The 25942-nt window shown below is 64.4% G+C and carries 24 protein-coding genes, 1 tRNA gene and 3 pseudogenes; 21 read left to right on the top strand and 7 right to left on the bottom strand.

Going from position 1 to position 25942, the window contains the following annotated elements; all coding sequences use genetic code 11:
- Positions 1-34 precede the first annotated feature (34 nt).
- The gene (locus Har1131_RS07665; RefSeq protein ID WP_151103568.1) at positions 35-1948 is read left to right on the top strand and encodes a DHH family phosphoesterase; all 1914 of its coding nucleotides are present in this window, start codon (positions 35-37) and stop codon (positions 1946-1948) included.
- 27 nt (positions 1949-1975) lie between these two features.
- Here the strand turns inward: Har1131_RS07665 and Har1131_RS07660 are convergent, their stop codons facing one another.
- Both Har1131_RS07660 and Har1131_RS07655 read right to left on the bottom strand, forming a co-directional pair.
- Positions 1976-3601, bottom strand: coding sequence for a phosphatidylserine/phosphatidylglycerophosphate/cardiolipin synthase family protein (locus Har1131_RS07660; protein WP_151145761.1), 1626 nt, complete (start codon positions 3599-3601; stop codon positions 1976-1978).
- A gap of 42 nt (positions 3602-3643) precedes the next feature.
- Positions 3644-4915: a HEAT repeat domain-containing protein gene (locus Har1131_RS07655; RefSeq protein WP_064287608.1), complete on the bottom strand. Its 1272-nt coding sequence runs from the start codon at positions 4913-4915 to the stop codon at positions 3644-3646.
- A 125-nt stretch (positions 4916-5040) separates the two neighbouring features.
- Here Har1131_RS07655 and Har1131_RS07650 point away from each other — a divergent pair.
- The 14 genes and pseudogenes from Har1131_RS07650 to Har1131_RS07585 all read left to right on the top strand — a co-directional run bounded on the left by Har1131_RS07650 (position 5041) and on the right by Har1131_RS07585 (position 18716).
- Positions 5041-6662, top strand: a pseudogene (locus Har1131_RS07650) (uracil-xanthine permease family protein).
- Between the two features lie 2 nt (positions 6663-6664).
- Entirely contained in the window at positions 6665-7087 is a 423-nt protein-coding gene (locus Har1131_RS07645) for a hypothetical protein (protein ID WP_014040783.1), read from the top strand.
- Between the two features lie 46 nt (positions 7088-7133).
- Positions 7134-7784, top strand: coding sequence for an AIR carboxylase family protein (locus tag Har1131_RS07640; RefSeq protein ID WP_014040784.1), 651 nt, complete (start codon positions 7134-7136; stop codon positions 7782-7784).
- Between the two features lie 156 nt (positions 7785-7940).
- A complete protein-coding gene (locus tag Har1131_RS07635) occupies positions 7941-8354 on the top strand; it encodes an NADH-quinone oxidoreductase subunit A (RefSeq protein ID WP_004957100.1) in 414 nt (137 codons plus the stop codon).
- A complete protein-coding gene (locus Har1131_RS07630; RefSeq protein WP_004957101.1) occupies positions 8347-9039 on the top strand; it encodes an NADH-quinone oxidoreductase subunit B in 693 nt (230 codons plus the stop codon). The genes Har1131_RS07635 and Har1131_RS07630 overlap by 8 nt, the downstream gene beginning before the upstream one ends.
- Before the next feature lie 6 nt (positions 9040-9045).
- Positions 9046-10713: pseudogene (locus Har1131_RS07625) on the top strand (NADH-quinone oxidoreductase subunit D); the annotation flags it as partial.
- 13 nt (positions 10714-10726) lie between these two features.
- Positions 10727-11767 carry a complex I subunit 1 family protein gene (locus Har1131_RS07620; RefSeq protein ID WP_014040786.1) on the top strand — a complete coding sequence of 347 codons (1041 nt, stop codon included), beginning with the start codon at positions 10727-10729 and terminating at the stop codon, positions 11765-11767.
- 46 nt (positions 11768-11813) lie between these two features.
- A complete protein-coding gene (locus Har1131_RS07615; protein WP_004518194.1) occupies positions 11814-12275 on the top strand; it encodes an NADH-quinone oxidoreductase subunit I in 462 nt (153 codons plus the stop codon).
- Between the two features lie 293 nt (positions 12276-12568).
- Complete coding sequence (locus tag Har1131_RS07610) at positions 12569-12838, top strand: NADH-quinone oxidoreductase subunit J (RefSeq protein WP_004591678.1); 270 nt, start codon at positions 12569-12571, stop codon at positions 12836-12838.
- The gene (locus Har1131_RS07605; RefSeq protein ID WP_014040787.1) at positions 12835-13233 is read left to right on the top strand and encodes an NADH-quinone oxidoreductase subunit J; all 399 of its coding nucleotides are present in this window, start codon (positions 12835-12837) and stop codon (positions 13231-13233) included. Before Har1131_RS07610 ends, Har1131_RS07605 begins: the two co-directional genes overlap by 4 nt.
- Positions 13230-13532, top strand: a complete 303-nt coding sequence (nuoK, locus tag Har1131_RS07600) for an NADH-quinone oxidoreductase subunit NuoK (RefSeq protein WP_014040788.1) — start codon at positions 13230-13232, stop codon at positions 13530-13532. Before Har1131_RS07605 ends, nuoK begins: the two co-directional genes overlap by 4 nt.
- Before the next feature lie 3 nt (positions 13533-13535).
- Positions 13536-15629, top strand: a complete 2094-nt coding sequence (nuoL, locus tag Har1131_RS07595; RefSeq protein ID WP_151145748.1) for an NADH-quinone oxidoreductase subunit L — start codon at positions 13536-13538, stop codon at positions 15627-15629.
- Positions 15630-17165: a NuoM family protein gene (locus tag Har1131_RS07590; protein ID WP_014040790.1), complete on the top strand. Its 1536-nt coding sequence runs from the start codon at positions 15630-15632 to the stop codon at positions 17163-17165.
- Positions 17166-18716, top strand: a complete 1551-nt coding sequence (locus Har1131_RS07585; RefSeq protein WP_014040791.1) for an NADH-quinone oxidoreductase subunit N — start codon at positions 17166-17168, stop codon at positions 18714-18716. It begins immediately after the preceding gene.
- Positions 18717-18761: 45 nt separating this feature from the next.
- Here Har1131_RS07585 and Har1131_RS07580 read toward each other — a convergent pair.
- Positions 18762-19708: pseudogene (locus Har1131_RS07580) on the bottom strand (MBL fold metallo-hydrolase).
- A 148-nt stretch (positions 19709-19856) separates the two neighbouring features.
- Between Har1131_RS07580 and Har1131_RS07575 the strand changes: the two are divergent.
- From Har1131_RS07575 to Har1131_RS07555, 5 genes are all read left to right on the top strand, one after another.
- Entirely contained in the window at positions 19857-20126 is a 270-nt protein-coding gene (locus tag Har1131_RS07575; RefSeq protein ID WP_008313024.1) for a hypothetical protein, read from the top strand.
- A 48-nt stretch (positions 20127-20174) separates the two neighbouring features.
- Positions 20175-20249, top strand: a tRNA-Val gene (locus Har1131_RS07570).
- A 335-nt stretch (positions 20250-20584) separates the two neighbouring features.
- Positions 20585-21334, top strand: a complete 750-nt coding sequence (locus tag Har1131_RS07565) for a pirin family protein (RefSeq protein ID WP_151103572.1) — start codon at positions 20585-20587, stop codon at positions 21332-21334.
- Between the two features lie 96 nt (positions 21335-21430).
- The gene (locus Har1131_RS07560; protein ID WP_151145736.1) at positions 21431-21991 is read left to right on the top strand and encodes an NAD(P)/FAD-dependent oxidoreductase; all 561 of its coding nucleotides are present in this window, start codon (positions 21431-21433) and stop codon (positions 21989-21991) included.
- A 94-nt stretch (positions 21992-22085) separates the two neighbouring features.
- Positions 22086-22499 carry a DoxX family membrane protein gene (locus Har1131_RS07555; protein WP_007190793.1) on the top strand — a complete coding sequence of 138 codons (414 nt, stop codon included), beginning with the start codon at positions 22086-22088 and terminating at the stop codon, positions 22497-22499.
- A gap of 20 nt (positions 22500-22519) precedes the next feature.
- Here the strand turns inward: Har1131_RS07555 and Har1131_RS07550 are convergent, their stop codons facing one another.
- The 4 genes from Har1131_RS07550 to Har1131_RS07535 all read right to left on the bottom strand — a co-directional run bounded on the left by Har1131_RS07550 (position 22520) and on the right by Har1131_RS07535 (position 25340).
- A complete protein-coding gene (locus Har1131_RS07550) occupies positions 22520-23134 on the bottom strand; it encodes a TetR/AcrR family transcriptional regulator (RefSeq protein ID WP_050036773.1) in 615 nt (204 codons plus the stop codon).
- A gap of 109 nt (positions 23135-23243) precedes the next feature.
- Positions 23244-23591, bottom strand: a complete 348-nt coding sequence (locus Har1131_RS07545; protein ID WP_050036774.1) for a TRAM domain-containing protein — start codon at positions 23589-23591, stop codon at positions 23244-23246.
- Between the two features lie 54 nt (positions 23592-23645).
- The gene (locus Har1131_RS07540) at positions 23646-24023 is read right to left on the bottom strand and encodes a hypothetical protein (RefSeq protein ID WP_050036775.1); all 378 of its coding nucleotides are present in this window, start codon (positions 24021-24023) and stop codon (positions 23646-23648) included.
- A 75-nt stretch (positions 24024-24098) separates the two neighbouring features.
- Positions 24099-25340, bottom strand: a complete 1242-nt coding sequence (locus tag Har1131_RS07535; RefSeq protein WP_050036776.1) for a hypothetical protein — start codon at positions 25338-25340, stop codon at positions 24099-24101.
- A 121-nt stretch (positions 25341-25461) separates the two neighbouring features.
- On the opposite strand from Har1131_RS07535, the gene Har1131_RS07530 reads away from it, so the two are divergent.
- The gene (locus Har1131_RS07530; RefSeq protein WP_050007157.1) at positions 25462-25905 is read left to right on the top strand and encodes a DUF6653 family protein; all 444 of its coding nucleotides are present in this window, start codon (positions 25462-25464) and stop codon (positions 25903-25905) included.
- Positions 25906-25942: the final 37 nt, after the last annotated feature.

Genomic DNA, 25942 nt, shown 5'->3' with positions numbered 1-25942 from the left:
GAGTACAAACGGGGGAGCACCGAAGGATTGACAAATGTCTTCGCCAACTGGCACCGGTGACGGTGCTACGGTCCCCGACGGCGGGACCATCGTCTACGATCTCGCGGACCAATGTACGTCCGACGATCTCGAAGAAGGCGCACTGTACCACGCAACTGTCAACGGCACCGTCGAATACGGCGTGTTCGTCGATCTCTCCGACGCTGTCTCCGGTCTCGTCCACGACTCTAATCTTCTGGGCCAGTACGACGTGGGCGAGGACCTCATCGTCGAACTCGGCGAGATCCGTCCCGACGGCGACCTGAGCTTCGAGGAAGTGCGAGTCGCCGATTACGAGGAACAGCACGTCGCCCACGGCAACGCGACCACCGTCGCCGACCTCGTCGACGCCACCGGTGAGACGGTCATCATCGAGGGCCAGGTCGTCCAGATCAAACAGACCGGCGGCCCCACTGTGTTCCAGGTCCGGGACGAAACCGGTATCGTCCCCTGTGCCGCCTTCGAGGAGGCCGGCGTCCGGGCGCACCCCGACGTCCAAATCGACGACATCGTCCGCGTCTCCGGGCGCGCCGAGGAACGCGACGACGGCTTGCAGGTCGAGGCTGAATCGCTGACCGTCCTCGACGGTGAGGAAGCCGACGACATCGAGAGCGACCTCGACGACGCACTGGCCGAGGCCGCAGAGCCGGCCGACGTCGAGCCGCTGGTCGAGTGGTCCGCCTTCGAGAAGCTGTGGGACGACCTCCGCGAAGTCGCGACCGAACTCCGCAAGACGGTGCTTTCGGGCCGCCCGATTCGCATGCGACACCACGCCGACGGCGACGGGCTCTGTGCGAGCGTGCCGCTGCAGGTCGCGCTGGAATCGTTCATCGCCTCCCAGTACGAGGACGCCAGCGCGCCCCAGCACCTCCTCAAGCGCCTGCCGAGCAAGGCCCCCTACTACGAGATGGAGGACGTGACCCGGGACCTCAACTTCGCGCTGGAGGACCGTACCCGCCACGGCCAGAAGCTACCGATGCTGCTGATGCTCGACAACGGCTCCACCGAGGAGGACACACCGGCCTACCGTAACCTCCGGCACTACGACATCCCGGTGGTCGTCGTCGACCACCACCACCCGGACCCGGAAGCCGTCGAGCCGCTCATCGAACAGCACGTCAATCCGTACCTCCACGACGAGGACTACCGCATCACGACGGGGATGCTGTGTGTCGAACTCGCCCGGATGATCGACCCCGACCTCACCGAGGACCTCCGACACGTCCCCGCTGTCGCGGGCCTGTCGGACCGCTCCGAGGCCGAGGCGATGCGCGACTACATCGACCTCGCCGGCGAGAAGGACTACGACGAGGCCGACCTGCGCGACATCGGCGAGGCGCTGGACTACGCGACCCACTGGCTGCGCTACAACTCCGGCGAACAGCTCATCACCGACGTGCTGAACGTCGACTGCGACGACCGAGACCGCCACGGGGAAGTCGTCGACTTCCTCGCCGACCGGGCCGAGCGCGACGTCGAGGACCAGCTCGACGCCGCGATGAGCCACGTCGAGCACGAGCGCCTCGACAACGGCGCGCACCTCTATACGATCGACGTGGAGAACCATGCCCACCGCTTTACCTACCCCGCGCCGGGCAAGACGACCGGCGAAATCCACGACCGGAAGGTCGCCGAGACGGGCGACCCCGTCATCACCATCGGCTACGGCCCGGACTTCGCCGTCCTGCGCTCGGACGGCGTCCGGCTTGACATCCCGCGGATGGTTACCGAACTGACCGAGGAGGTCGACGGCGGCGGCGTCTCCGGCGGCGGCCACCTCGTCGTCGGCTCCATCAAGTTCGTCAAGGGCCGGCGCGAGTCGGTCATCGACGCCCTCGTCGAGAAGATGGCCGAAGCCGAAATCGACGAGGAGCTCGGAAGCTCGACGGCGCTGCCGGAAGAAGTGTAACGCCGCTCGACACACGATACCCGTTTTTTACGCCTCGAACGAAACCCGACGAGCGGCGAGCCCGGCGACCACGATGAGTCCGAGCAAGGCCACGAGTGCCCCAATCGGCGTGTCGAACCCGCCGGCCCCCCAGTCAGCGTCGAAGACGGCACCGAAGTAGTCGGCCGCGTCGCGGCCGTGCAACACGAGTACGACCTCGCGATTCGACGTCGCTGCCGCCTCGTTCCAGTTGAGGCTGCCGACGACGACCTGCTTGTTGTCGATGACGGCGCCCTTCGCGTGGATCTTCTCGTAGCGACCGGCGGGGTCCGCCACTTTCGCCGTCAGCGATGCGTCGTTGCGGTCGGCCCACTCCCGAAACCGCTGTGCTGTCTGCGTGTTCTCCTCGCGAACGTACCACGCGTCACTCAGCAGGAGGCGGACTTCGACGCCGCGCGACGCGGCCCGGCGGAGCGCCCGCAGAAGTGGGCTCTCCCAATCTCCGACCGTGGGCTGGATGACGTCGATGGAGTCGTCCGCGTCGTCTATCGTCGCGACGAGTTTGCCCTGGGCATTGTCCGGGGTAACCAAGAGGTCCGTCCGCTGGACGGCCACCGACTCCGTCCGGAACTCGCTCGGGTACGAGCCCGTCGCCGGCTCGCCCTGCTCGAACTGTCGCCCCTGACGGTACTCCCCCCACCGCTCGCTGTCCTGCCAGCCGGCGTCAGATCGGAACGTCTGATTCAGCCCGTCGACGACCCGTCGTTGTGCCGTGATGACGCCCCAGCCCCGGCTGCTGTTTCCGCCGGTTCCCGCGGGTTTCCAGTTCTCCGTCAGCACGACGGCCCGCCCGTCGGCGACGGCGTACTTCGCGTGGTGGTAGCGGTATCTGGTGCGCGGGCCAGTCACTACCCGAACCGGGACGCCGGCGTCGGTCAGCCGGTCGAGGGTGCGGGCTTCCGCGGCGGTGCGGCTCCCGACCGGTTCACCTTCGAGAAGGACGCGGACCGTCGCGCCACGGCGCTGGGCGGCGATGAGGGCGTCGGCGACCCTGGCCGAGGAGAGCGTGTAGCCGGCCAGGTACACCCGTTCGGTAGCGTTGCGAATCGGTTGCATCGGCGCGGCGGGCGAGTCCGGAAGCGTGAACGCTTGTACCTCGCCGCCGGCGGCCCTGACGACCGGTCGGTCCGTCGCGCCCAGCGGTCGCCAGCGGATGACTGATCCGTTTACCTCGCCGAGTTCCCCCTCGACAGCCTCGGTGTACCGAACGGCATCGACAGTCTGATTGGCACGCTGAAGGCGAACCCGCTCGCCCCCGTTTGCCAGCGCGAGATGTCCGTCGAGGCCGACGACCGGCCGGTCGGTGAGCCCGCGTGTCCGGTTCGGTGCCGTCGAGAGGACGACGCGCCCGCGTGCGCTGGTGTTCGGAATACCCGCAGTCCCGTCACCGTCGGTAATGGCGTACTGTCCGATGTCGGTCCCGTCGGGGATGTCAAGGACGACGAACTCCCCCGCGTCGCCGCCAGCGACAGGGTCCGGGTACACCGCGTGAATCGACGGCTCCGCAGGACGGCTGGCTGTTGTGCCGGCTTGAGACGCCTGTCCAACTGCGATATGGGGACCTATCGCGGCGAGGACGAGCACGCAACAGACGAGTGGGGCGAGCGACCGCATCGGGGCGTCTGGCCGCCCGTTCGTATAAAAAGATTCCCTGACTCAGGCGCTTGACGCCTTCTCGGCTTCGGCCTGGACGATGTACGCGCGGTCGTCCGTGTAGCGGGCGGCTTCCTCGAGCGCCGTTTCGGTCCCGATCTGTCGGAGCGCCCACGCGGCGGAGGCGCGCACGGAGTCGCTGTCGTCGGACTCGAGTATGTCGCCGAGCGGCTCGATAGCGCGGGTGTCACCGAGCAGGCCCAGAGTGCGGGCGGCGACCGAGCGGATTTCTTCGCTGTCGGCGTCGAGTCGGTTGGCGACCGGCTGGACCGACTCCGCGCTGCCGATAGCGCCCAGCGCGCGCAGCGTGACTTTCTGGAGCGCGGGGTCGCCGTCGCCGTCGATGTAGTCGTGCAGCGTCTCGGTCGCGCGCTCGTCGCCGATCTTCCCCAGTACCTCGATTGGCCCTTTGTCGCGCTTCTGGGCGCGCTGGTGCATCGCGTCGAAGGCCGGCTCGGCGTCGCTGCCGAGGTTGTACAGGAGGTCGACGATGTATCCGTCGAAGAACTCCGACCCGAGTTTGTCGTATGCGAACAGAACCTGTTCGAAGTCCCCCTCCTCGGCGTGGAGCTTCGCGGCGTTCCACTCCGGCGGGAAGTCCTTCCGGTTCTCGTTGGTCAGGATATCATAGAAGCCGCGGGCGTCGAGTTGCTCCTGTACCGTGAGGTCGTCCCAGACTTCGGCTTCGTCCAGCCCTGTTTCCAACGTTTCCGCCGCTTCGAGGAGCCCTTCGATAGTTTCCGTGTCCTCGTCAGGGTCGAGGTTTGCCGCTTCGATAGCGTCGACGACTGTGGTCAGCGCATCCCCGGCAGCGACGAAATCGCCGCCCGTGTCGGCGTCGTGGTCGACGAACTCGGCGCTTTCGTCGAGGAACGTCTCGACGGCCTCCTGGGCCTCGCCCTCGCCGTCGTCGGTCCACTCGCTGTCGGTGACGGTGTCTTCCGCGTCGGAAACGATAGTGACCACGTCCTCGGCGTAGGGGCCACGCTGTGCATCGAGGTCGTCCCGGAGGTCCGAGAGCTGTGACTCCAGTTCCTCGCGGGGGTCTTCAGCGTCGTCGTCTTCGTCGGGTTCAGGCAAGTCGGCGGCTTCGAGGTCGTTCTCGATGTCGTCGAGGGACGACTCGACGTCGTCGAGGTCTGCCTCCGTCTCTGCGGCGTCGAGGTCCTCGCTGGCCTCTGTAAGACGCGATTCCAGTTCTTCGGCGGTCACGTCGATCTCGTCTGCTGCCTCGGCGTCGTCCGACGCGTCGGCCTCGTCGTCCCCGTTGCTCATGTCGAAGACTGTGTCGGAGCGGGCCAAGAGCGTTTTCCTTTCGAGGCGGGCGGCTGAACCACGTCGCCGCTGGGCCAACGAGCAAAGAATATGTATCGGGAGTTGCAGTGCCATGGGTAGCGAGCATGACTGACGCGACACCGCCGGACGACGGACAAAATCCGACCACACCGGAGGAACCGGAAACCGCCGGCTTCGTCGAGTACGGCATCGACGACAAGCCACCGCGAAAGCAGGCGATACTGCTCGGCGTCCAGCACTACCTGACGATGATCGGCGCGTCCGTGGCGATCCCGCTCGGACTCGCGGGCGCGATGGGGATGTTCGAGGCCGCGCCGGACCAAGTTGGCCGTCTCATCGGGACGTTCTTCGTCGTCTCCGGCATCGCGACGCTCGCCCAGACGACGCTCGGGAACAGATACCCGATCGTCCAAGGCGGGACGTTCTCCATGCTCGCGCCCGGGCTGGCCATCATCGGCGTGCTGGCCCAGCAGGGGGCGGACTGGCAGACAATGCTCGTCGAACTACAGGGAGCTGTCATCGTCGCCGGCATCGTCGAAGTGGTGATCGGCTACAGCGGCCTCATGGGGAAGCTGAAGCGGTACGTCGGGCCGGTCGTCATCGCGCCGGTCATCGCGCTCATCGGACTGTCGCTGTTCAACGTCCCACAGATAGCGAACCCGAACTTCGGCAACCCCGGGACCGGGCAAAACTGGTGGCTGCTCGGGCTCACAATGCTCTCGATTATCGCGTGTTCGCAGTATCTCGATCGACGCCACCGCGCGTTCAAGCTCTTTCCCGTACTTCTGGGTATTCTGTTTGCATGGACCGTCGCGGCTATCCTCTCGGTCACCGGCGTCTTCGCCGCAGGCTCGGTCAGCTATGTCTCGCTCGGTTCGGTCACGAACGCACCGCTGGTCCAGCCCATCTACCCGTTCCAGTGGGGCTCCCGCAGTTCACGCCGGGGTTCATCGTCGGGATGTTCGCCGGGATGCTCGCTTCCGTCGTCGAGAGCTTCGGCGATTACCACTCCGTCGCCCGCATTGCCGGCCGCGGTGCGCCGAACAGCCGCCGAATCAACGACGGTATCGGGATGGAGGGGGTCGGCAACGTATTCGCCGGCATCATGGGCACCGGCAACGGCTGTACGTCGTACACTGAGAACGTTGGGGCAATCGCTATTACTGGCGTCGCGTCCCGCTATGTCGTGCAGATCGGCGCCGCGGTAATGATTCTGGTCGGCTACTTCGGTCCAGCGGGCCAGCTGTTCGCGACCATCCCGTCGCCGATCATCGGCGGCCTCTACATCGTCATGTTCGGACAGATCGCTGCCGTTGGCCTCTCACAGCTCAAATACGTCGACCTCGATGCCAACCGGAACGTGTTCATCGTCGGCTTCGCGCTCTTTGCCGGCCTGGCGGTGCCCGAGTATATGAGCCAGGTCGGGCAGGGAATGGACGTCGGCAGTGCGACAGCTCTCCAGCAGGGCTTGGCAGCCGTTCCGGTCCTCGGGAGTGTGCTCGGGACCGATGTGGTCGCGACGACGCTGTTCGTCATGGGTGGCACCGGGATGGTCGTCGGCGGTATCGTCGCCTTCGTCCTCGACAACACCGTGCCGGGGACCCGCGAGGAGCGCGGCCTCGCAGCCTGGGCCGCGCTCACGGAGGACGACAGCGAATACGTCTCGTCACTGGACCGCATCCGCGGCCGCGGCGGCGACCGCCCGGCTGCAGTGAGCGACGACTGACCGTGGACGACGACGGCGACGGCACGACCGCAGACGCCGCATCGCTTGTCGACACCGAGCGGTACGCCGGCACGCTCCGAACCGGCGGGACTGTCATTCTCGGTGCTGATCGCCTGGTGGTCGACCGTGGCGACAATCCGGTGGTCGTCGACCTCGACGACATCGTCGAGGTAAGTCTTCAGGACGTCGACTGGTTTCTCGCGGTGATGAGCGCCGCGCTGGTCGGGTTCGGTCTGCTGTCACTTGACCGGTCGGTCCTCCTCGGCGGGGCCTTCGCTGTCGCCGGTGCCGCCAGCCTCGCGCTCACCTACCGCAAGCGGTACGCGCTCAGGATACAGGTCACCGGTCGTACCGACCCACTCAGGTGCTTCCCTGCGGACCCACAGACGCTGCTTGCCGAACTGGAAGCGGCCCTAGCCGACTGACCGGAAATCGCCTACACTTACGCCCGTCCCCGTTCCAGTCGGTCGTATGCCCGCAGACAGCGTCCAGTCGCTCATCGACCAGTTACGCGAAGAAGCCGAGATGGACCGGCCGAACGATCTGACGCCCGATGTCGGCATCGTCATGGGGTCGGACTCGGACCTGCCGACGATGGCCGGCGGGCAGGGCAAGCGGCCCGGGGCCTACGCGGCGCTTGCCGACGAACTCGGCTTCGAGGAACAGACGGACTACACCGACGCGCCCGAGAGCCGCTTCACCTTCGAGACGTTCGTCTGCTCGGCCCATCGGACGCCGGACCTGATGTACGCGTACGCAGAGACGGCCGCTGACCGCGGCATCGACGTCATTATCGCCGGCGCTGGCGGCAAATCCGCGGACCTGCCGAACATGACCGCCAGCATCGCCTACCCGCTGCCGGTTATTGGCGTCCCAGTGCAGGAGAAATCCGTCGACTCGGTCATCGGGATGCCACAGGGCGCGCCGCTGACCGCGGTCGACGCTGGCAAGTCGTTCAACGCCGCGCTCTCCGCGGTACAGATTCTCGCACGGCAGCACGACGAACTCCGTGACCGTCTCGTCTCGTATCACGAAGGCCTCCAGACCAACGTCGGCGAGGCGTCGCGCGACCTCCACGAACTCGGGACACCCGGGTTCAAGCGCGAGTACTGGGACGAGTGATAACTGAGGGGCGTCACACCCTGGGAGGTGCGGCAGTTACAGGTCACTTGCCATCCGAGAGCGCGTCGGCTCTTAAAGACCCACAGGGCCGAAAAACCGAACAATGAACCCTTATATGCGAGTACTTCTAACCGGCAGACGATAGGAGATACCGGAATGAGTAATCCATGGATCGCCATCGGCGCGCTCGCGGTCGTGGCGCTAGCCATCCCACTGACGATGATGGCAGTTTCGAGCCTCTTGCGGCCCAGCGTGCCGGAACAAGGCAAACGCACCACCTACGAGTCCGGTGAAGTGCCGACTGGCAGCAGTCGACAGATCAAGTTTAATATCCAGTACTACATGGTCGCGCTGCTGTTCGTCGTCTTCGACATCGAGACCGTCTTCATCTTCCCGTGGACGGTCATCTACAGCGACGCTGCCGCTGAGCTCGGGATGACCACGGCACTGCTACCGATGGTCGTATTCATTACGATTCTCGCCATCGGACTCGGTTGGGCCTGGCGTAACGGTGCAGTTCAGTGGGTGCGCAGTCCGCGCGCCACGAAGGGGGCAGACACATATGAGTAGTGACCAGACACCACCGGCCGTCGAAGACGTATCGACACAGGAGGCCCGCATGGGCGACGGGGCCGACGACCGCTTCAACTCGACGCTACGTGAGGCGTTCGGGTCGACGCCGTTCATCCTGACCAAGTTTGACAAGTTCATGAACTGGGTCCGGGGCTCCTCGATGTTCATGCTGCAGTTCGGGATCGCCTGCTGTAGCATCGAGATGATCCACACCTACGCGATCAAACACGACCTCGACCGCTTCGGTTCAGGGGTGCCGCGCGCGTCCCCGCGCCAGGCGGACGTCATCATCGTCCCGGGGACCATCGTCTCGAAGTTCGCGCCGCGGATGAAGCGCGTCTACGACCAGATGCCCGAGCCGAAGTTCGTCGTTTCGATGGGGTCGTGTACCATCTCCGGCGGCCCGTTCCAGGAAGGGTACAACGTCATCAAGGGCGCGGAGGAGGTCATCCCGGTCGACATTCACGTCCCGGGCTGTCCGCCCCGCCCCGAGGCACTCATCTACGGCGTCGCCAAGCTGCAGGAGCGCATCGCCGAGGGCGAGTCCTCACCGGTGACGGTCAAGCCCTACGAACTGGAGCAGTTCGGCGACCTCGAACAGGACGAGCTCGTGGATAAACTCGCCAGCGAGATCGACGAGGAAGACCTCGTCATGCGGTACAACTGGAACGACTCTCCATAACCTGCCATGAGTTTAGAAAAACCATCACGCGATACGGCGCTCGACGTCGGCGTTACGGAGGACGGGCTCGATTACGACGCGCTCGCGGACCTGCTCGGGGGCCACGTCCTCGACCGCGAGGAGCACGTCAACGCCGAGGGGTTCGTCATCCGTCCCGACGAGGTTCAGGAAGTCCTCTCGACGCTGAAAGAGGAGGCTGGGTTCGACCACTGCGCCTGTGTCACGGCACAGGAGTACGACGACCGGTACGAATCCATCTACCACCTGCGGAAGTACAACGACCCGACACAGGAGCTGTCGATTGTCGTCCCGTCGCCGAAAGACGACCCGCACAACGAGTCGGCCGCTCGCGTCTACGACACCGCAGACTGGCACGAGCGGGAGGCGTATGACCTGGTCGGGATCGACTACAACGACCACCCGGACCTGCGTCGCATCCTCCTGCCAGAGACCTGGCAGGGCCACCCCCTGAGCCAGGACTACAATCAGGACCAGCCACAGATCGTCTCACTGCGCGAGCACGCGAACCCACTGAAAGACGACAAACGCAGCGAGGACGACCCGGACACGATGTTCGTCAATATCGGTCCGCACCACCCGGCGACCCACGGCGTGCTCCACGTCGAGACGGTGCTTGACGGCGAGCAGATCGCCGACCTCGAACCCGATATCGGCTACCTGCACCGCTGTGAGGAGCAGATGTGCCAGCAGGGCACCTACCGCCACCAGATCATGCCGTACCCGGACCGGTGGGACTACATTTCTGCTGGGATCCTCAACGAATGGGCGTACGCGCGCGCAGCCGAGGACCTCGCGGACATCGACGTTCCCGAGTACGCGCAGGTCATCCGGACGATGTCGGCGGAGATGTGCCGGATCGCCTCGCACGAGCTTGCGCTGGCGACGTTCGCGCTGGACGTGTTCGGCGACTTCACCGCCGTCTTCCAGTACGGCATCCGCGACCGCGAAATCGTCCAGAACCTGCTGGAAGACCTGACCGGCCAGCGGCTGATGTTCAACTATCTCCGGCTGGGCGGGGTCGCCTGGGACCTACCCGAGCCTCGCGACGAGTACTTCGAGAAGATCCGCGACTTCCTCGACGATCTCCCGCACAAGCTCGAAGAAATCCACGACCTCGTCACCGGCAACGAGATCTTCCAGATGCGGTGTGTCGACACCGGCGTCCTCTCGCCGGAGCAAGTCAAACAGTACGGCGCGACCGGTCCCGTGGCACGCGGGTCGGGCGTCGACTACGACATCCGGCGCGACGACCCGTACGGCTACTACGACGAACTCGACTGGAACGTCGTCACCGAGCAGGGCGGCGACAACTTCAGCCGCGTTCTCGTCCGCCTTCGCGAGGTCGAGGAGTCCGCCCGCATCATCGAGCAGTGTGTCGACCTGCTGGAGCAGTGGCCGGAAGACGACCGCGAGATTCAGGCCAACGTCCCGCGGACGCTCCGACCCGACCCCGACAAGGAGATTTACCGCTCCGTCGAAGGTGCAAAGGGCGAACTCGGCATCTACATCCGCTCGGACGGCACGGACAAGCCGGCCCGGTTCAAGATCCGCAGTCCGTGCTTCTCGAACCTGCAGACGCTGCCGGAGATGTCCCAGGGCGAGTACATCCCTGACATGATCGCCTCGCTCGGGAGCCTCGACATCGTACTCGGGAGGTGGACCGGTAATGCAGTCGGCGCCGTTACCGGAAACGCTCGCGAACCTGCTGGACCTCGACCCCAACAGCACGGCCGTGATGATCGTGCTGAGCCTCGTCGGAGCTGGACTCATCGGGACGCTCATGATGACGAACACGGCGCTTGCCGGTCCGTGGGCGAAGCGAAAGATTACGGCCGCGTTCACCGACCGCATCGCCGTCGACCGTATTGGCCCGTACGGGCTGTTCATTATCGTGGCTGACGCCGTTCGCCTGCTATCGAAGGAACTCATTGTTCCCGAAGGCGTCGACCGACCGGCGTGGGACCTCGCGCCGCTGATTATCGCCAGTACCGCGCTGCTCGGCTTTGCCGTGATTCCGATGGGGAACGGCATTCACCTCGCCGACCCCGAGGTCGGGCTGGCGTACGTGTTCGCCGTGGCCTCGACCACGTCGATCGGTCTCGTGATGGCCGGCTACGCATCGAACAACAAGTACTCGTTCCTTGGCGGGCTGCGCGCCGTCGCGCAGAACCTCGCCTACGAGATCCCGCTCATCCTGACGGGCGCGTCGGTGGTCATCTTCGCCGGTTCGCTCCAGATGAGCGAGATCGTCGCGGCCCAGCAGCAGTCCCTTATCGGCCCGCTGCCGTCGTGGTACGCGTTCGTGAACCCCTTCGCGTTCGTGCTGTTCATGATCGCGAACCTCGCGGAAGTCGGCCGGAACCCGTTCGACATCCCCGAAGCGCCGACCGAAATTGTCGCCGGGTATCAGACCGAGTACTCCTCGGTGTACTTCGTCCTGATCTACCTCGGGGAGTTCATCCACATCTTCCTCGGCGGGGCGATCATCGCCACGATCTTCCTCGGTGGGCCGGCCGGTCCGGTCCTGCCCGGCATCGTCTGGTTCCTCATCAAGATCTGGGGCGTCTTCCTGTTCACGCAGTGGGCCCGTTCGGCGGTGCCCCGCGTCCGGATCGATCAGCTTATCGAAATCGGCTGGAAGGGAATGCTGGTGCTCTCGCTGGCGAACCTACTGCTGACCGCGGTTATCGTCGGGGTGACCGTCTGATGACGGCCACGCGAACCGACCCACGAGCGACCGGAGGTGACCTGTCATGATCGGAATCCTGAAATCCATGGCGACGACGATGAAACACGCCCTCGACGGGGAGACGTTCACGGTGGAGTACCCGGACGTCGCCCCCGAGGTGAGCCCCCGCTTCCGCGGCGTCCACAAGTGGAGCCAGGAGCGGTGTATCTGGTGTCGACAGTGTGAGAACGTCTGCCCGAACAACACGATCCAGATCGTGATGGACGAGCAGCGCAACGGCGAGCAGTACAACCTCCACATCGGCCAGTGTATCTACTGCCGGCTGTGTGAGGAAGTCTGCCCGACCGACGCCATTCTCCTGACCCAGAACTTCGAGTTCACCGCGGACACGAAAGACGAGTTCGCCTACGACAAGGAGCAACTCAAAAACGTCCCGTGGTACAAGGACATCGACCCACTCGAGTCACGCGAACCGGACCGGGGCGCGTGGATCGGCGAAGGCGACGGCGAAGTGGACTACCAGTAACTCCTTTTACGACGGCTTTCAGCGGTTCTCTGTCGGGTCAAGCGTCGTTGCTGAACTGTCATCCGTATGTGACTCGCCGAAACGACCGTCCGCTCAGCGAGGCCGACCTTCCAGTATCACTCCCTGGGTAGAGCTACGGGCTCCACCGCTGCAACCCACCAGTTAATTGATAGGTGTTCGCCAGCAGGACGGAAGTGCCCCGAAATATGGGGGCCATACCGGCAAACAGTGGCTCTACTGGCGAGACGAAAGAGGAATCTTCAAAGGGACGCCGCAAAGAGTCTCCAAGTAAGATGGCACTGGCAGAGTCAATTGCGTTCGCGCTGTTCGCTATGGTAACGGTGGGCAGCGCTGCGGGCGTCGTGTTAGTCCGGGACGTCTGGCACTCGGCGCTGTTACTGGGCGTGTCACTCGTCAGCGTCGCAGTGTTCTACGTAATGAACCAGGCGGCGTTCGTCGCAACGATGCAGATCCTGGTGTATGTCGGCGGCGTCCTCGTCCTCATCACCTTCGCGGTGATGCTGACCCGCGAGGACGAGTCGGTGATCGAGGTGACACCATGACCACAAAACCCGAACTACAGACGGAGGGGAGTTTCGTCGCTGGACTGGCCGCAATCGCCCTGTTCGTCGTTCTCGGTGCAGTGTTCATGGGCGTCTCGTTTCCCGCACCAGCGGGCTTCGGCGAGGGAGCGGCGATAACCAAGAGCCTCGGCGCGGCGCTGTTCGATATCGCCCCGAGCGCGATTATGGGCGAGGGTGAGACGGCCGTTCCCGGTGAAGGGTTCCTCGTCGCCTTCGAGGTCATCGACATCGTGCTGGTGGCCGCACTCGTCGGGGCCGTCATGCTCGCTCGCCGCGAGGTCGCCGGCGAGTCGGTCACGCTCGGTGTCGAAACCAAAGAAGACGAAGACGTGCCCGTTGCCGCTGACGGTGGCCCGGGAGGTGACGACTCGTGATTCCGGCCGAGACGTATCTCCTCCTGTCGGCGGCCATATTCTGTATCGGCCTGTTCGGCATCCTCACGCGACGGAACGCGCTCATCTTCCTGATGTCCGTCGAGCTGATGTTGAACGCTGCGAACATCAACCTCGTCGCGTTCTCGCTACAACACGGGAACCTCACCGGCCAGGTGTTCAGCCTGTTCACGATGGCACTCGCCGCCGCGGAGGTCGCCATCGGGATCGGTATCGTCCTGGTCCTGTACCGCAACTTCTCAGACGTGGACGTGACGAAGGCGACGACGATGAGGTGGTAACAGATGGCTGCATTCACATACGCTCCGGCGATTGTCCTGCTGCCGTTCGTATCGTTCCTCGTCGCGCTGTTTGCCGGCGACCGCATGCCGAAAGGCGGCGCGCTCGCGGGCATCACTGCGACGGGTGGATCGCTTCTGCTATCGATCTGGGTCGCGCTGACAGTGGCCGGCGGTGAGGTTCACAATGAGATACTGTACCAGTGGACCACGAGCGTCGAGTCGCTCCAGCTTAACTTCGGACTCCTGCTGGACCCGCTGTCGGCGCTCATGCTGCTTATCGTCTGTCTCATCTCGTTCCTCGTCCACATCTTCTCGCTCGGGTATATGAACGACGAGGGCGAGACCGGTCTCCCGCGCTATTACGCCGGGCTCGGCCTGTTTACGGCGAGCATGCTCGGGTTCGTCGTCGCCAACAACCTCCTGATGGCGTTCATGTTCTTCGAGCTGGTGGGCCTGTGTTCGTACCTGCTCATCGGCTTCTGGTTCCGTGACGACGGCCCGCCGAGCGCCGCGAAGAAGGCGTTCCTGGTCACCCGTTTCGGTGACTACTTCTTCCTCATCGGCGTCGTCGGCATCTTCGCCACCTTCGGGACCGGTCTCTTCGCCCCCATTACGCAGGGCGGCGAAGTGGTCGCCGAGAGCTTCCCGATGCTTGCCGAACACGCCATCGTCGACGGCGAGACCGAAGGCATCGCGATGCTTGAGACAGTCGGCATGGGGCCACAGCAATGGTTCACCGTGCTCGGCCTGCTCGTGCTGGGCGGCGTCGTCGGCAAGTCCGCGCAGTTCCCGCTGCACACATGGCTGCCCGACGCGATGGAAGGTCCGACGCCGGTCTCAGCGCTGATCCACGCGGCGACGATGGTCGCGGCCGGTGTGTACCTCGTCGCGCGCATGTACGGTTTCTACGCCCTCTCGCCGACGGCGCTGGCCGTCATCGCGCTCATCGGCGGCTTCACCGCGTTGTTCGCGGCGACGATGGGTCTGGTCAAACAGGAAATCAAGCAGGTACTCGCGTACTCCACCATTTCCCAGTACGGGTACATGATGCTCGCGCTGGGCTCGGGTGGCTACATCGCTGCCGTCTTCCACCTGACGACCCACGCCGTGTTCAAGGCGCTCCTGTTCCTCGGCGCGGGGTCGGTCATCATCGCCATGCACCACAACGAGAATATGTGGGACATGGGCGGCCTGAAAGACCGGATGCCGGTGACCTACTGGACGTTCCTTGCCGGCTCGCTCGCGCTCGCTGGCATCGTTCCCTTCGCCGGCTTCTGGTCCAAAGACGAGGTGCTGTACGAGGCGCTTATCCACGGCTTCGGCACTGAGGGTGGTCTCGGCACGGCCTACCTCGTCGCGTACGCGATGGGGCTGCTGGCCGTGTTCTTCACCGGCTTCTACACCTTCCGGATGGTGTACCTGACCTTCCACGGTGACGCCCGCTCGGACACCGCGCGTGACCCCGAGCCCGTCCACTGGAATGTCAAGGGCCCGCTGACGGTGCTTGGGATTCTCGCGACGACGATCGGGTTTATCAACATGGCTCCGGTCGCGAAGCTCACCGGTGCCCACATCGACTTCCTCCACAAGTGGCTGACCGGGCCGGAGAACGGTGGCTGGCCTGCGGCGCTCAACACTGGACTGCACCACTACGAGGGTCTCCTGCACGATGTTTCACACGTTGTGAAGGGCTACCCGCTTGGAGAGACGCCGACACTGCTCGCTTCTGCAGGCGTCTCGCTCGGGCTGGCACTCGCCGGTGTGTTCGTCGCTCGGAGCCTCTATGCCGGTGCCGACCCGGTCGAGCATACGGACAAGCTTGGCGGTCTGAAGACGCTACTCATGCACAACTACTACCAGGACGAATATCAGGTGTGGCTCGCGACGGGTGTCACCTACCCGCTCGCCCGTGTGATGAACAAGTTTGACCAGGGTGTCGTCGACGGGGTCGTCAACGGCATCTCCAGCGTCAGCCTGTTCGGCGGCAGCCGCATCCGACGCATCCAGTCCGGCGTCGTCAGCAACTACGCGACGCTGCTGACGCTTGGACTCGTGCTCTTGCTTGCTGCCTTCGGCATCATGGGAGGGTGGTTCTAGATGTGGGTCGCTGCACTGCTGCTCGTGACCCTGCTGGGAACCGGCCTCGTGTTCCTCTCGCCTGACCGGTACGCCGGAAAGCTCGCCGCGGCCGTCAGTGCGGTGCCGGCGCTTGGCAGCATCTACATGTATTGGGTGTACCTCACGCAGTACGGCGGGACGGGCAACGCACTGCTGTCGCCCGCCGACATCGCGTTCGGCCAGCAGATCCCGTGGATCACGCTGGGTGAGCTGGAAGTGTCGTACTACGTCGGCCTCGACGGCATCAGCATGCCGCTGCTCGCGCTGACGACGGTGCTGACGACGCTCGCCATCGTGTCCGCGTGGACGCCCATCGACGAGCGCCAGTCCCAGTTCTACGGGCTGATGCTGTTCATGGAAGTGAGCCTCATCGGCGTGTTCTCCGCGCTCGATTTCTTCCTCTGGTTCGTCTTCTGGGAGGGCGTCCTCATCCCGATGTACCTGCTCATCGGTGTCTGGGGCGGCCCGCGCCGGAAGTACGCCGCGATCAAGTTCTTCGTCTACACGAACGTGGCGTCGCTGATCATGTTCGCGGGGCTGTTCGCGCTCGTGTTCAGCACCGACCTCACGTCGCTGTCCCTGCCCGCGATGGCCGAGGCGTTCCGCACCGCGAGCGGGCTGCCGACCATCGCCGGCGTGAACCTGATGACCATCTCGTTTATCCTGATGTTCTTCGGGTTCGCGGTGAAGGTGCCCGTCTTCCCGCTGCACACATGGCTGCCCGACGCACACGTCGAGGCCCCGACGCCGGTGTCGGTCATGCTGGCCGGTGTCCTGCTGAAGATGGGGACCTACGCGCTGCTGCGGTTCAACTTCACGATGCTCGCTGACACGGCGCGCCAGCTCGCCGTTCCGCTGGCTATCATCGGCGTTGTCAGCGTCATCTACGGCGCGATGCTCGCGCTGGCACAGCGTGACCTCAAACGCATCGTCGCCTACTCCTCGATTTCGTCGATGGGCTACGTCATCCTGGGCCTGGTCGCGTTCACGCCCTACGGCATGGGCGGGGCGACCTTCCAGATGATCGCCCACGGCCTCATCTCGGGGCTGATGTTCATGTGTGTCGGCGTTATCTACAACACGACGCACACGCGCATGGTCGGCGACATGTCCGGCCTCGCGGACCGCATGCCCTGGACGGTTGGCATCTTCGTCGCCGCCGCCTTCGGCTACATGGGCCTGCCGCTGATGGCCGGCTTCGCCGGGGAGTACTTCATCTTCCAGGGTTCGTTCAACGCGCCGACACTCGGCGGGGCTGCACCGGTGTTAACCTCGCTGGCGATGTTCGGCATCGTCATCGTGGCCGGCTACCTGCTGTGGGCCATGCAGCGCACGCTGTTCGGGGCCTTCAGTCTGGAGACGGACTACGAGGTCAGCCCGGCCGCGTTCCACGACGTCGCGCCGCTGGCCGTGTTGCTCCTGCTGGTCATCGCACTCGGTGTCGCACCGGACCTCTCCTTTGCCATGATACAGGACTCGATTTCACCGGTTCTCGAAATCGGAGGTGGTGCATAGATGGTCGCACTCCCTGACTGGATGGCGCTCGCCCCGGCACTTTCGCTGGGCCTCGCCTCTCTGGTGTTGCTGCTAGCGGACTCGATCGACCCGGACACGACGAACACGGGGCTTCTGGCCGGCATCTCGGTGCTCGGCTCCCTGCTTTCCTTCGGGTTCGCCGGCTGGTTTATCACCGCCGGCACCGGCATCGCCGATAGCACTGGCGTCGCACTGTTCAACAACCAGCTCGTCGTCGATCAGATGGCCCTGTTTTTCATGGCCATCGTCGGCAGCGTCACGACGCTGGTCGTGCTCGCGAGCTACGACTACGTCGCCGAACACAGCTACCAGGCCGAGTTCTTCGCGCTGGTCCTGCTGTCCGCGACCGGGATGAGCCTCCTGAGCGCGGCCAACAGCCTGGCGACGGCCTTCGTCGCACTCGAACTTGTCTCCCTGCCGTCCTACGCACTCGTCGCCTTCCTCAAGGAGAACAAGGGCAGCGTCGAGGCGGGATTGAAGTACTTCCTCATCGGCGCAGTGTCCTCGGCGGTGCTCGCCTACGGTATCTCGCTTGTGTACGCTGCGACGGGCGTCCTTCGATTCGACGGCGTCGCGACGGCCATTTCCAGTGGCACGGTCCAGACCATCGTCGACGGGTCGGTTCAGGCCCAGTCCGGTGAGCCTGCCGTCCCGATGGCTATCCTCGGCGTCGGTATCCTGATGATTATCGGCGGCGTCGCGTTCAAGACGGCTTCCGTGCCGTTCCACTTCTGGGCACCCGAGGCGTACGAGGGCGCGCCAGCGCCGATCTCGGCGTTCCTCTCCTCGGCGTCGAAGGCCGCCGGCTTCGTGCTGGCGTTCCGCGTCTTCGCCGTCGCCTTCCCGATCGGTGACCTGCTCGCCGCCGGCGGCGCGATCAACTGGGTGATGGCGTTCCAGATCCTCGCCATCGCGACGATGTTCATCGGGAACTTCGCCGCCGCGACCCAGGAGACGGTCAAGCGGATGCTGGCCTACTCCAGTGTCGGCCACGCCGGCTACGTCCTCATCGGACTCGCCGCCGTGTCCGGCTCCGGTGAGGGACTGAGTCTCAGCATGAGTGCGGGGATGTCCCACCTGCTCGTCTACGGCTTCATGAACACGGGCGCGTTCCTGTTCATCGCGCTAGCCGAGTACTGGGGCGTCGGCCGCCGCTTCGAGGACTACAACGGCCTCGGCAAGGAAGCGCCGGTCGCCTGCGCGGCGATGACGGTGTTCCTGTTCAGCCTCGCCGGCCTGCCGATCGGCGGCGGGTTCTTCTCGAAGTTCTACCTGTTCCAGGCGACGCTCAACGTCAGCGCGTGGTCGCTGGCCGCCGCGCTCATCATCAACAGCGCGCTCAGCCTGTTCTACTACTCTCGCGTCGTCAAGGCGATGTGGATCGAGGAACCGACCGGCAGCCGGACCATCGAGTCGTACCCGATGGGGCTGTACACCGCTGTGGTGGGCGCCGCCATCGTGACGGTGCTCCTGCTGCCCGGCTTCAACCGCGTCTCCGAGATCGCGTTCCAGGCAGCGCAGTTGCTGTAGTCTGACGCCTGGCTATTTTCTTTCTCACACGCTTGTTAGCGAGGCTTACGCCGACTCGTAGACGAACACGCCGCCACTCTCGCGCTTCTCGACGCGGTCGGTGACTTCGAGTACGTCCAGGTGGCCGACAGCCTCGCTCATCCCAGCGAAGTACTCCGTAGCGGGCAGGTCCCCGAACAGCGCCGTCATCACGTCACTGGGTGTCGTCGCCCCGCCGGAGACGATGTCGGCGACCTCCGCGGTGCGCTGGTCGTGTTCCGCGAGGATGTCGTCGATGCGTTCCTGCGGTGATGCAACGGGCTCGCGGTGGCCGGTGAGAAAACGGTCGTGGCCCTGCTCGCGGAGCCACCGGAGCGAGTCGTTGAACGCCGGCAGCACCTGCGGGCGCGTCCCGCTCTCGTCGGGCACCTGCAGGAACGGGTTGGGCGTGATGTCGCCCAGCACGTTGTCGCCGACGATCGCCTCACGGCGACCCTGAAAGTCGTACGAGAAGATGATTTCGCCGGCGGAGTGGCCCTGTACGGTGTCGACCGTGAGTTCTGTGTCGTCGACGGTAGCGATATCACCAGCCGCGAGCGCGCGGTCGGTATCGACGCTCTGGGCGTAGGGCAGGAACGCTTCCGGTAGCTGTGTGACCGTCTCGGCAGTTTCGCGTGAGACGCCACACCGCTCGAAGAAATCCGCGAAATAGGACTGTTCAGTGTGTAGCTGCGCCGCGAAATCGCGCATGATATCGGCTGCCGGCTCGCTGGCGAGGACACGCGCCCCCGCTCGGCGAACCGGTTTGCCATGCCGAAATGGTCCGGATGCGGATGTGTGACCAGTACCTGCTCGATGTCATCCGGCGACAGCTCGCGTGCTTCAAGCGCCTCAACCAGACGCGACCACGCTTCCTCGCTGTCGGGTCCCGGATCGACGATGGTTCGTCGCGCGATATATGCATTGACTGGCCCGACCTGAAACGGCGTGGGAATCGATACCCGTGTGAACATGTCTCCCCGTTGCAGGTGCCGGCGCAAAACAGTTCGTACCCGCGGGACACGTTTACCATCGTGGCCGCTCGCAGTCCCTCGATCAGCCGTGATTGGGGACTGTGTTCCGGGCACAAGAGATATATTCGTCCTTCGCGTAAGGTCATATATGAACAAGCACTTCGAAGACGCACGATACTACCTGAAGCGCGCCGGCAAGACCGCCACCAAGGGCGTCAAGGAAGAACTCGAACCGGTCGAGGAACGGTTCCGAGAGCTTACTGGGAAGGAAGCCGAGCCCGAACCCAGCCGACTGGAGGCCGTCAAGGCTGACCTGAAAGAACTGCAGGGGAAAGCCGAAGGCGAAGCCGAGGAAGCGATCGCTGACGCCCGCAAAAAGATCGGCGAGTACCGCGGGAAGGAAGAGCCGGAAGCGTAGTCGGAAAGCAATTCTTAAGGGATACGCTCGAATAGAGTCGAGTGCATCGGGTTGGTGATCTAGTTCGGTTATGATACCTCCTTCACACGGAGGAAGTCGGCGGTTCGAATCCGCCCCAACCCATTCTTGTGACGAACAGGCGTGAGGAGCAGAATGGTCCGGCGGATTCGGACCCTGCGAGACGAACGCAGTGAGTCTCGCTTCGGTGAGAATCTGCCCCAACCCATACGCTCGCTTCACACTTTTGAAGGACAGAATACCACTGTATGAGGCTGTGCTACGGCAGTTTCCATCGAGGCCAGTAGTACACGGAGAGAGGGGTTTGCCCGTCTGCAGGGCTTTGTTCCACCCGCGAGAGCGGATTCGATACCGGTGACGGCAGTGTCACCGAACCAAGGCCAGCGGGTGATTGCAGTTCACTCCCGACAGTTTTTACCGCTCGGTAAACAAGGAGCGGTATGACCGAGAGCGAGTCACAGGCGTCGACTGACGGACCGATTCCTGGAGAGATGGTCCGGCATGGAACGGGCGTGAATTCGAACCGTGCGTTCCCGACGGACAGCTATCCGTACAATCTGGACCCATTTGTCCTGTTTGAACAGTTCTATATCGACCCTGACACGGGGTTTCCGATGCATCCCCACCGCGGCTTCGAAATCGTCTCGTACATGATCGAAGGCGGGATGGAACACGAAGACTCGCTCGGCGTCGCAAACACCGCATACGAGAACGATGCGATGCGAATCACGACCGGAAGCGGGATACGTCACTCCGAATTCCCCGCGGATGGGCAGGCCTGTACCGGACTACAACTCTGGGTGAATCTCCCGCAGGCGGAGAAGGACGCTGACCCGGACTACGTTGACGCGACGGCCGACGCGCTTCCGACGGAGGAACGGGACGGTGCGACGGTCACGACGGTTATCGGCGACGGTTCACCGATCAGCCTCTACACGCCGATGGAGTATCTGGATGTTTCGGTAACCGACGCGTGGACGTGGTCGGTTCCGACGGAGTGGTCCGGGTTCCTCTACGGTGTCGCCGGTAGCGGGACGGTCGAGGGGCATTCGTTCACTGACGGTGATGTTCTACCGGTCACTGACGCGCGGTCAGTGACACTCCGGGGCAATGAGTCGCTCCGTGTCGTCGCCGTCTCGGGCCGTCCGCACGGCGAGTCGATCCGACAGCGCGGGCCGTACGTTCTTTGAGTGGGCAGCGTTACGTGGTTGAGAGCCACCTGTGAGCTTCCGGCCGAATTTTACCAGATGGTAAGACTCTTTTATTGGTGGCCCCTGGCTTGAGACATGGCAGATGTAGCAGTTGTCGGCGGCGGCCCCGCCGGATTGAGTGCGGCACAGTACGCTGCGAAGAACGACCTCGAAACGATCACTTTCGACACGGACGAGTCGTGGATGCACAAGGCACACCTGTTCAACTACCCCGCCGTGCGGTCCATTAGCGGCGAGGAGTTCCTCACCATCGCTCGCGGGCAGGCCCGCGACCGTGGCGTGATGCTGTACGAGACGGAAGTCACGGCTATCGAACAGACCGACGACGGGCTCGTCCTGACGACGGACGACGACGAGTACACCGCGGCGTACGTCGTCCTCGCGACTGGTGGCGACCGCAGCCTCGCCGAGGATCTCGGCTGTGCGTTCACCGATGAGGATGTCGTCGACGTGACCGTCGACATGGAAACGTCGGTCGAGAACGTGTACGCGACCGGTGCAATGGGGCGAGCGGAGAAGTGGCAGGCGGTTATCGCGGCCGGTGACGGTGCTGCCGCTGTCCTCGACATTCTCTCGAAAGAGAAAGGCGAGTACTACCACGACTTCGATATGCCGTCAGACGTGCCGGAACTCTAACGATGCAGCCAGAATCGACTCCCACAATGAATTCCGCTACTATCCCGAATCACACTGCTGGAAACGCCCGCGTGGGCTCGGTGGTGAGTTTGTGATGGCACCCGAACTCAACGTCGTGTTGCTCGTCGCCGGCCGTGTCCTCTTCGGCGGCGTGCTCGCCTTTACGGGCCTGAGCCACTTTACGCAGACCGAACAGATGGCCGGCTACGCCGAGTACAAGGGCCTCCCGGCGCCGAGATTCTCCGTCCTCGCGTCCGGTGGGCTCCTCATCCTTGGCGGGCTCGGTGTGACCGTGGGTGTCTTCCCAGTCGTCGCAGCGGTCGCCCTCGCCGTGTTCCTCATCGTCTCGGCGGTTGCGATGCACGACTTCTGGGCCGTGCCGGACGAGGACCGGCAGGACGAACTGAACAGTTTCCTGAAGAACGTGACGCTTGCAGGCGGGGCGCTCGTCGTCGCGGCGTCGGCAACTGGAACATGGGCGCTCAGCGTCGGTATTAGCCCCCTCTGACGCTGCCTTTTCAGCCCAATCTACTGCGGCGGGTACAGCGAGTCGAGAATAAAGTCGTTGACGGCCCGCTTGGCCTCGTCGGGTGCGTCCTCGTGGCCAAGCGCAATCCGCCGGCCGCGGGCCGCGTGAATCACGTCCGTGACGAGCTGGCCCATCAGTTCGGCGTCGACGTCGCGAAACGTGCCCTGCTCAACCCCGTCTTCGATGACCGTGGCGATGCTTTCGCGAAGGCGGTCGTAGTGCTCGTTGAACAGCGCCCGGTGCTCGTCGTCGTTTTGGGCGTAGGCGTACAGCTCGTGGTACACCTTCATCCGGTCCCAGTGCGAGAAGTCGTCGAACTCCGGGCCGAACAGGCACCGGTCGATGCGCACATCGAGCTCTGTGCGGGGGTCAGTCTCGTCGTCAACCTCGACACTTCCTTCGTACTGATCGATGATGTACTCCAGAAACGAAGAGATGAGGTCGTACTTGCCGTCGAAATGATAGTGAATCACCTGCCGGGACATGTCCATCTCCTCGCCGATGTCCCGGACCCGCAAGTCCTTGTAGCCGTGCTTGCTCAGCGCCCGAAAGGTGGCCTCCATAATGACCTCCCGGGTGTCCTGTGGCGTGCTCTGCCCGTCCGATTCGCTCATGCCCTGTTTTATCGTGGTAGGCACATATCGGTTTCTCCCTCCGTCGGGACTGGCGATCCGTCGTCGAGCGGGACGTGCCTCGCCTCGAGGCTGTAACCGCTCCCCTCGCTCACGCGCGTTCGACGAACCGAGCGTCGGCGGAGGTGTGGCCCCGGTTGAACGACAGCACCTTCGCTCGAATCACATCGCCGGCTGACACCGACGACGGCACGTCTTCGGTGAACAGGACGAATCCCTCGACTTTCCCGACGGCGACGGGGTCGCCGGAGTGGTGGTCGCTGAATTCGGTGACGCCGAACTCGTAGGTCTCGCCGAGTTCGACCGGCGGTTCTCGATCCTGTGCGGCCTCGTGGGCGCGTTTCGACGCACTCTCTCCGGAGCGGCGAGTGATCACAAATGCCAGCGCGAGGCCCACGGCGAGGGCGGCCCCGCCAGCGGCGAGCCAGATCGGTTCCATGCCAGAGGTTGCAGGACGAACGGATTAATACCTTTCAGAGTCCGACGGGCGTGCTCACAATCCGAGGCGGTCCAAGAGGCCGCCACTGGAGTCCGAGCTCCCGTCTTCAGAGTCCCACTCCGTCGGTAGCTCGGCCGCGAGTGACGTGACCTCGTCGTCGCTGTAGCGGGGGTCCGTCGTCGCGTCGTCCAGCCAGTCCGCCCACTCTTCGGCCGTCATCTGACCCTGTGAATCGACTTCCCACTGGTCGACGAGCGCCTCCCGGTCGCGGAACGGGATGTCCATGCCGCTGTCGCCCCAGTACAGCGGCGAAAGCGCGAACTCGTGGGTGTCGCTCTCCAGCCAGACGAGCCGGTAGGGGTAGTCGTTGTAACAGAACACGTCGTCCGGTGAGACGACGTCGCCGTTGGGGAGCTCCAGAGTCTGGGACATTACGTTACTGTAGGGGCTACCCACGTTTCAGGATTATGTGTCGGTAGAAATACCGGAGCCACCGGAGCAGCGCCGCTACACGAGCGGGTCACACAGCGCCCACTCGTCCGTCTCGGGGTCGAGGTTCGATGGCTCCGCACCGCGGTCGGTCACGATACCGGCGTGGTAGAAAATCGCCTTCAGTTGGAAGACGGTGGGTGAGTGGTAGACGCTACCGTCAGTAAGCTCCGAGCGGCGGAGTTCGCCGTCGCCGGTCAACACCCGCTGGCGGACGGTCTCGTCGCCGCGGAGGAACAGTTCGACAGTGAACTCGGGGTGCAGCGCGTGGAGGTACGCCACGAACTCGACGAGCGACGGGGAGCCGTAGCCGTCCCGGTGGCAGGCGTAGAGCCCGTCGACGAGGAGGTCCGTGGCCGGATAGTCGGAGACGACACGGCGGACGAGCTGGCCCCACTGTGGCGCGATGTCGATGAATCGCTTGCGGGACCGCTGCCAGTCCTCGAACCGGCGGAGTGCGGCGTCGATGTCGCCGACTGTCCGGAGCGCGAACCGGACAACCTCCCGACCCAGCGGCGTCAACGTGAGCGACCCCTGGCCGGCGGCGATCAGGTTCAGGAACTCCGCGCCAGCGATAGCGCCGTCGACGGCCCCGACGACGTGGCTGGCAAGCAGGTCCCGCGCGTCGCCGTCATGGTAGACGGCCAGCGGGACTGCGACGTAGTTCTTCGGATGGTTGAGCCCGAAGTTCTGGTCGGCGACGCCCTGGGCGCTGGCCTGGAACCGGATCGCCGAGGCGGCGTCCATCGACCCGTGGCCGACCACGCGGGGCCGTTCCAGCACTGAGACCGAGCCATCGGATTCGACGCCCAGCACGCCAACGTTCAGCTCGCGGGCCATCGTCCGCGCGGCGGTGGAGATGCCGCTCCGCGGGGCGGTCAGGAAGGCGACGTTCGCCTCGTTGAGCCGGTCGTGGGCTTGGACGACCCCGCGCTCGGCGTCGACGGCACCGTCGCCGGTGTACCCTTTCGCCTCGACGGCAATCAGCGGCGGTCGGTCCCCGAGGCGGTCGACGGACAGCAGGTCCGTCGAGAGCGTCTGCACGCCAACGAGATCGGGATAGCCCGTTCCGACCCGGACGTGGTTGAACGGTGCGAGCGTCGCCTGCACGGCCGCCTCGATAGGCGTTTCGTCCAGCCAGCGCTGCTGTGCGAACTGTGTGTCCGCGACGACGTAGGCGTCCTCGCGGTCCGCAAATAGCCGGTCTTTCGTCCGGGCGAGTACCTGTGGCTCAGAGAGCCCCGACGCCGCTGTGGCCATAGACGGCGTTCACACAGGGCGGACATGAGTGTTCTGTCCCCGGAGAATCAGATCGGGGCCGCTGCTCTGGGCCACACCACCCGGCAGCAGTGTTATCCTCTGTCACGGTCGATAGGAAGATATGACAGCACCACTACCGAACAGCGTACGGGACTGGTTCTGGAGCCGCCACTCGAACCCCAAGAGCGGCTGGTCGCGCGTTCCGACCGGCGCTGTCATTGTGTACGCAGTGTATCAGCGTCGCTGGCGACTCTTGACCGCGGCGCTGCTGTGGACAGCTATCAACCCAATCCTGTTCGCGCCGCCGGACACCGAGGACGCTTGGATGACCCGCGCCGTGCTGGCAGAGCGGTGGTGGCTCAGGGAGCAGGATAACGGAACGATGGGCCTCGATTATCCGAACGTGTGTAACACCGGCGGCGCGCTGGCGTCGACCATCGCTCTGTACGCTGCCTGGCGTCGCCGACCGGTCAGCGCCGCGGCCGCCACGCTGGCGATGAGCGGGCTAAAGCTCTGGTGGCTCCGCGAGATCGTACAGCAGTACGACAAACGCGGCCCGGAGTAGGCGGCGCTCGTTTGAATGGGAAACGGGACCGGAAAAG

It is taken from the genome of Haloarcula sp. CBA1131, from assembly GCF_008728975.1.
Classification (GTDB): Archaea; Halobacteriota; Halobacteria; order Halobacteriales; family Haloarculaceae; genus Haloarcula; species Haloarcula hispanica.
The sequence above is the reverse complement of the archived record's forward strand: the minus strand, read 5'-3'. Positions and strand labels throughout refer to the sequence as shown.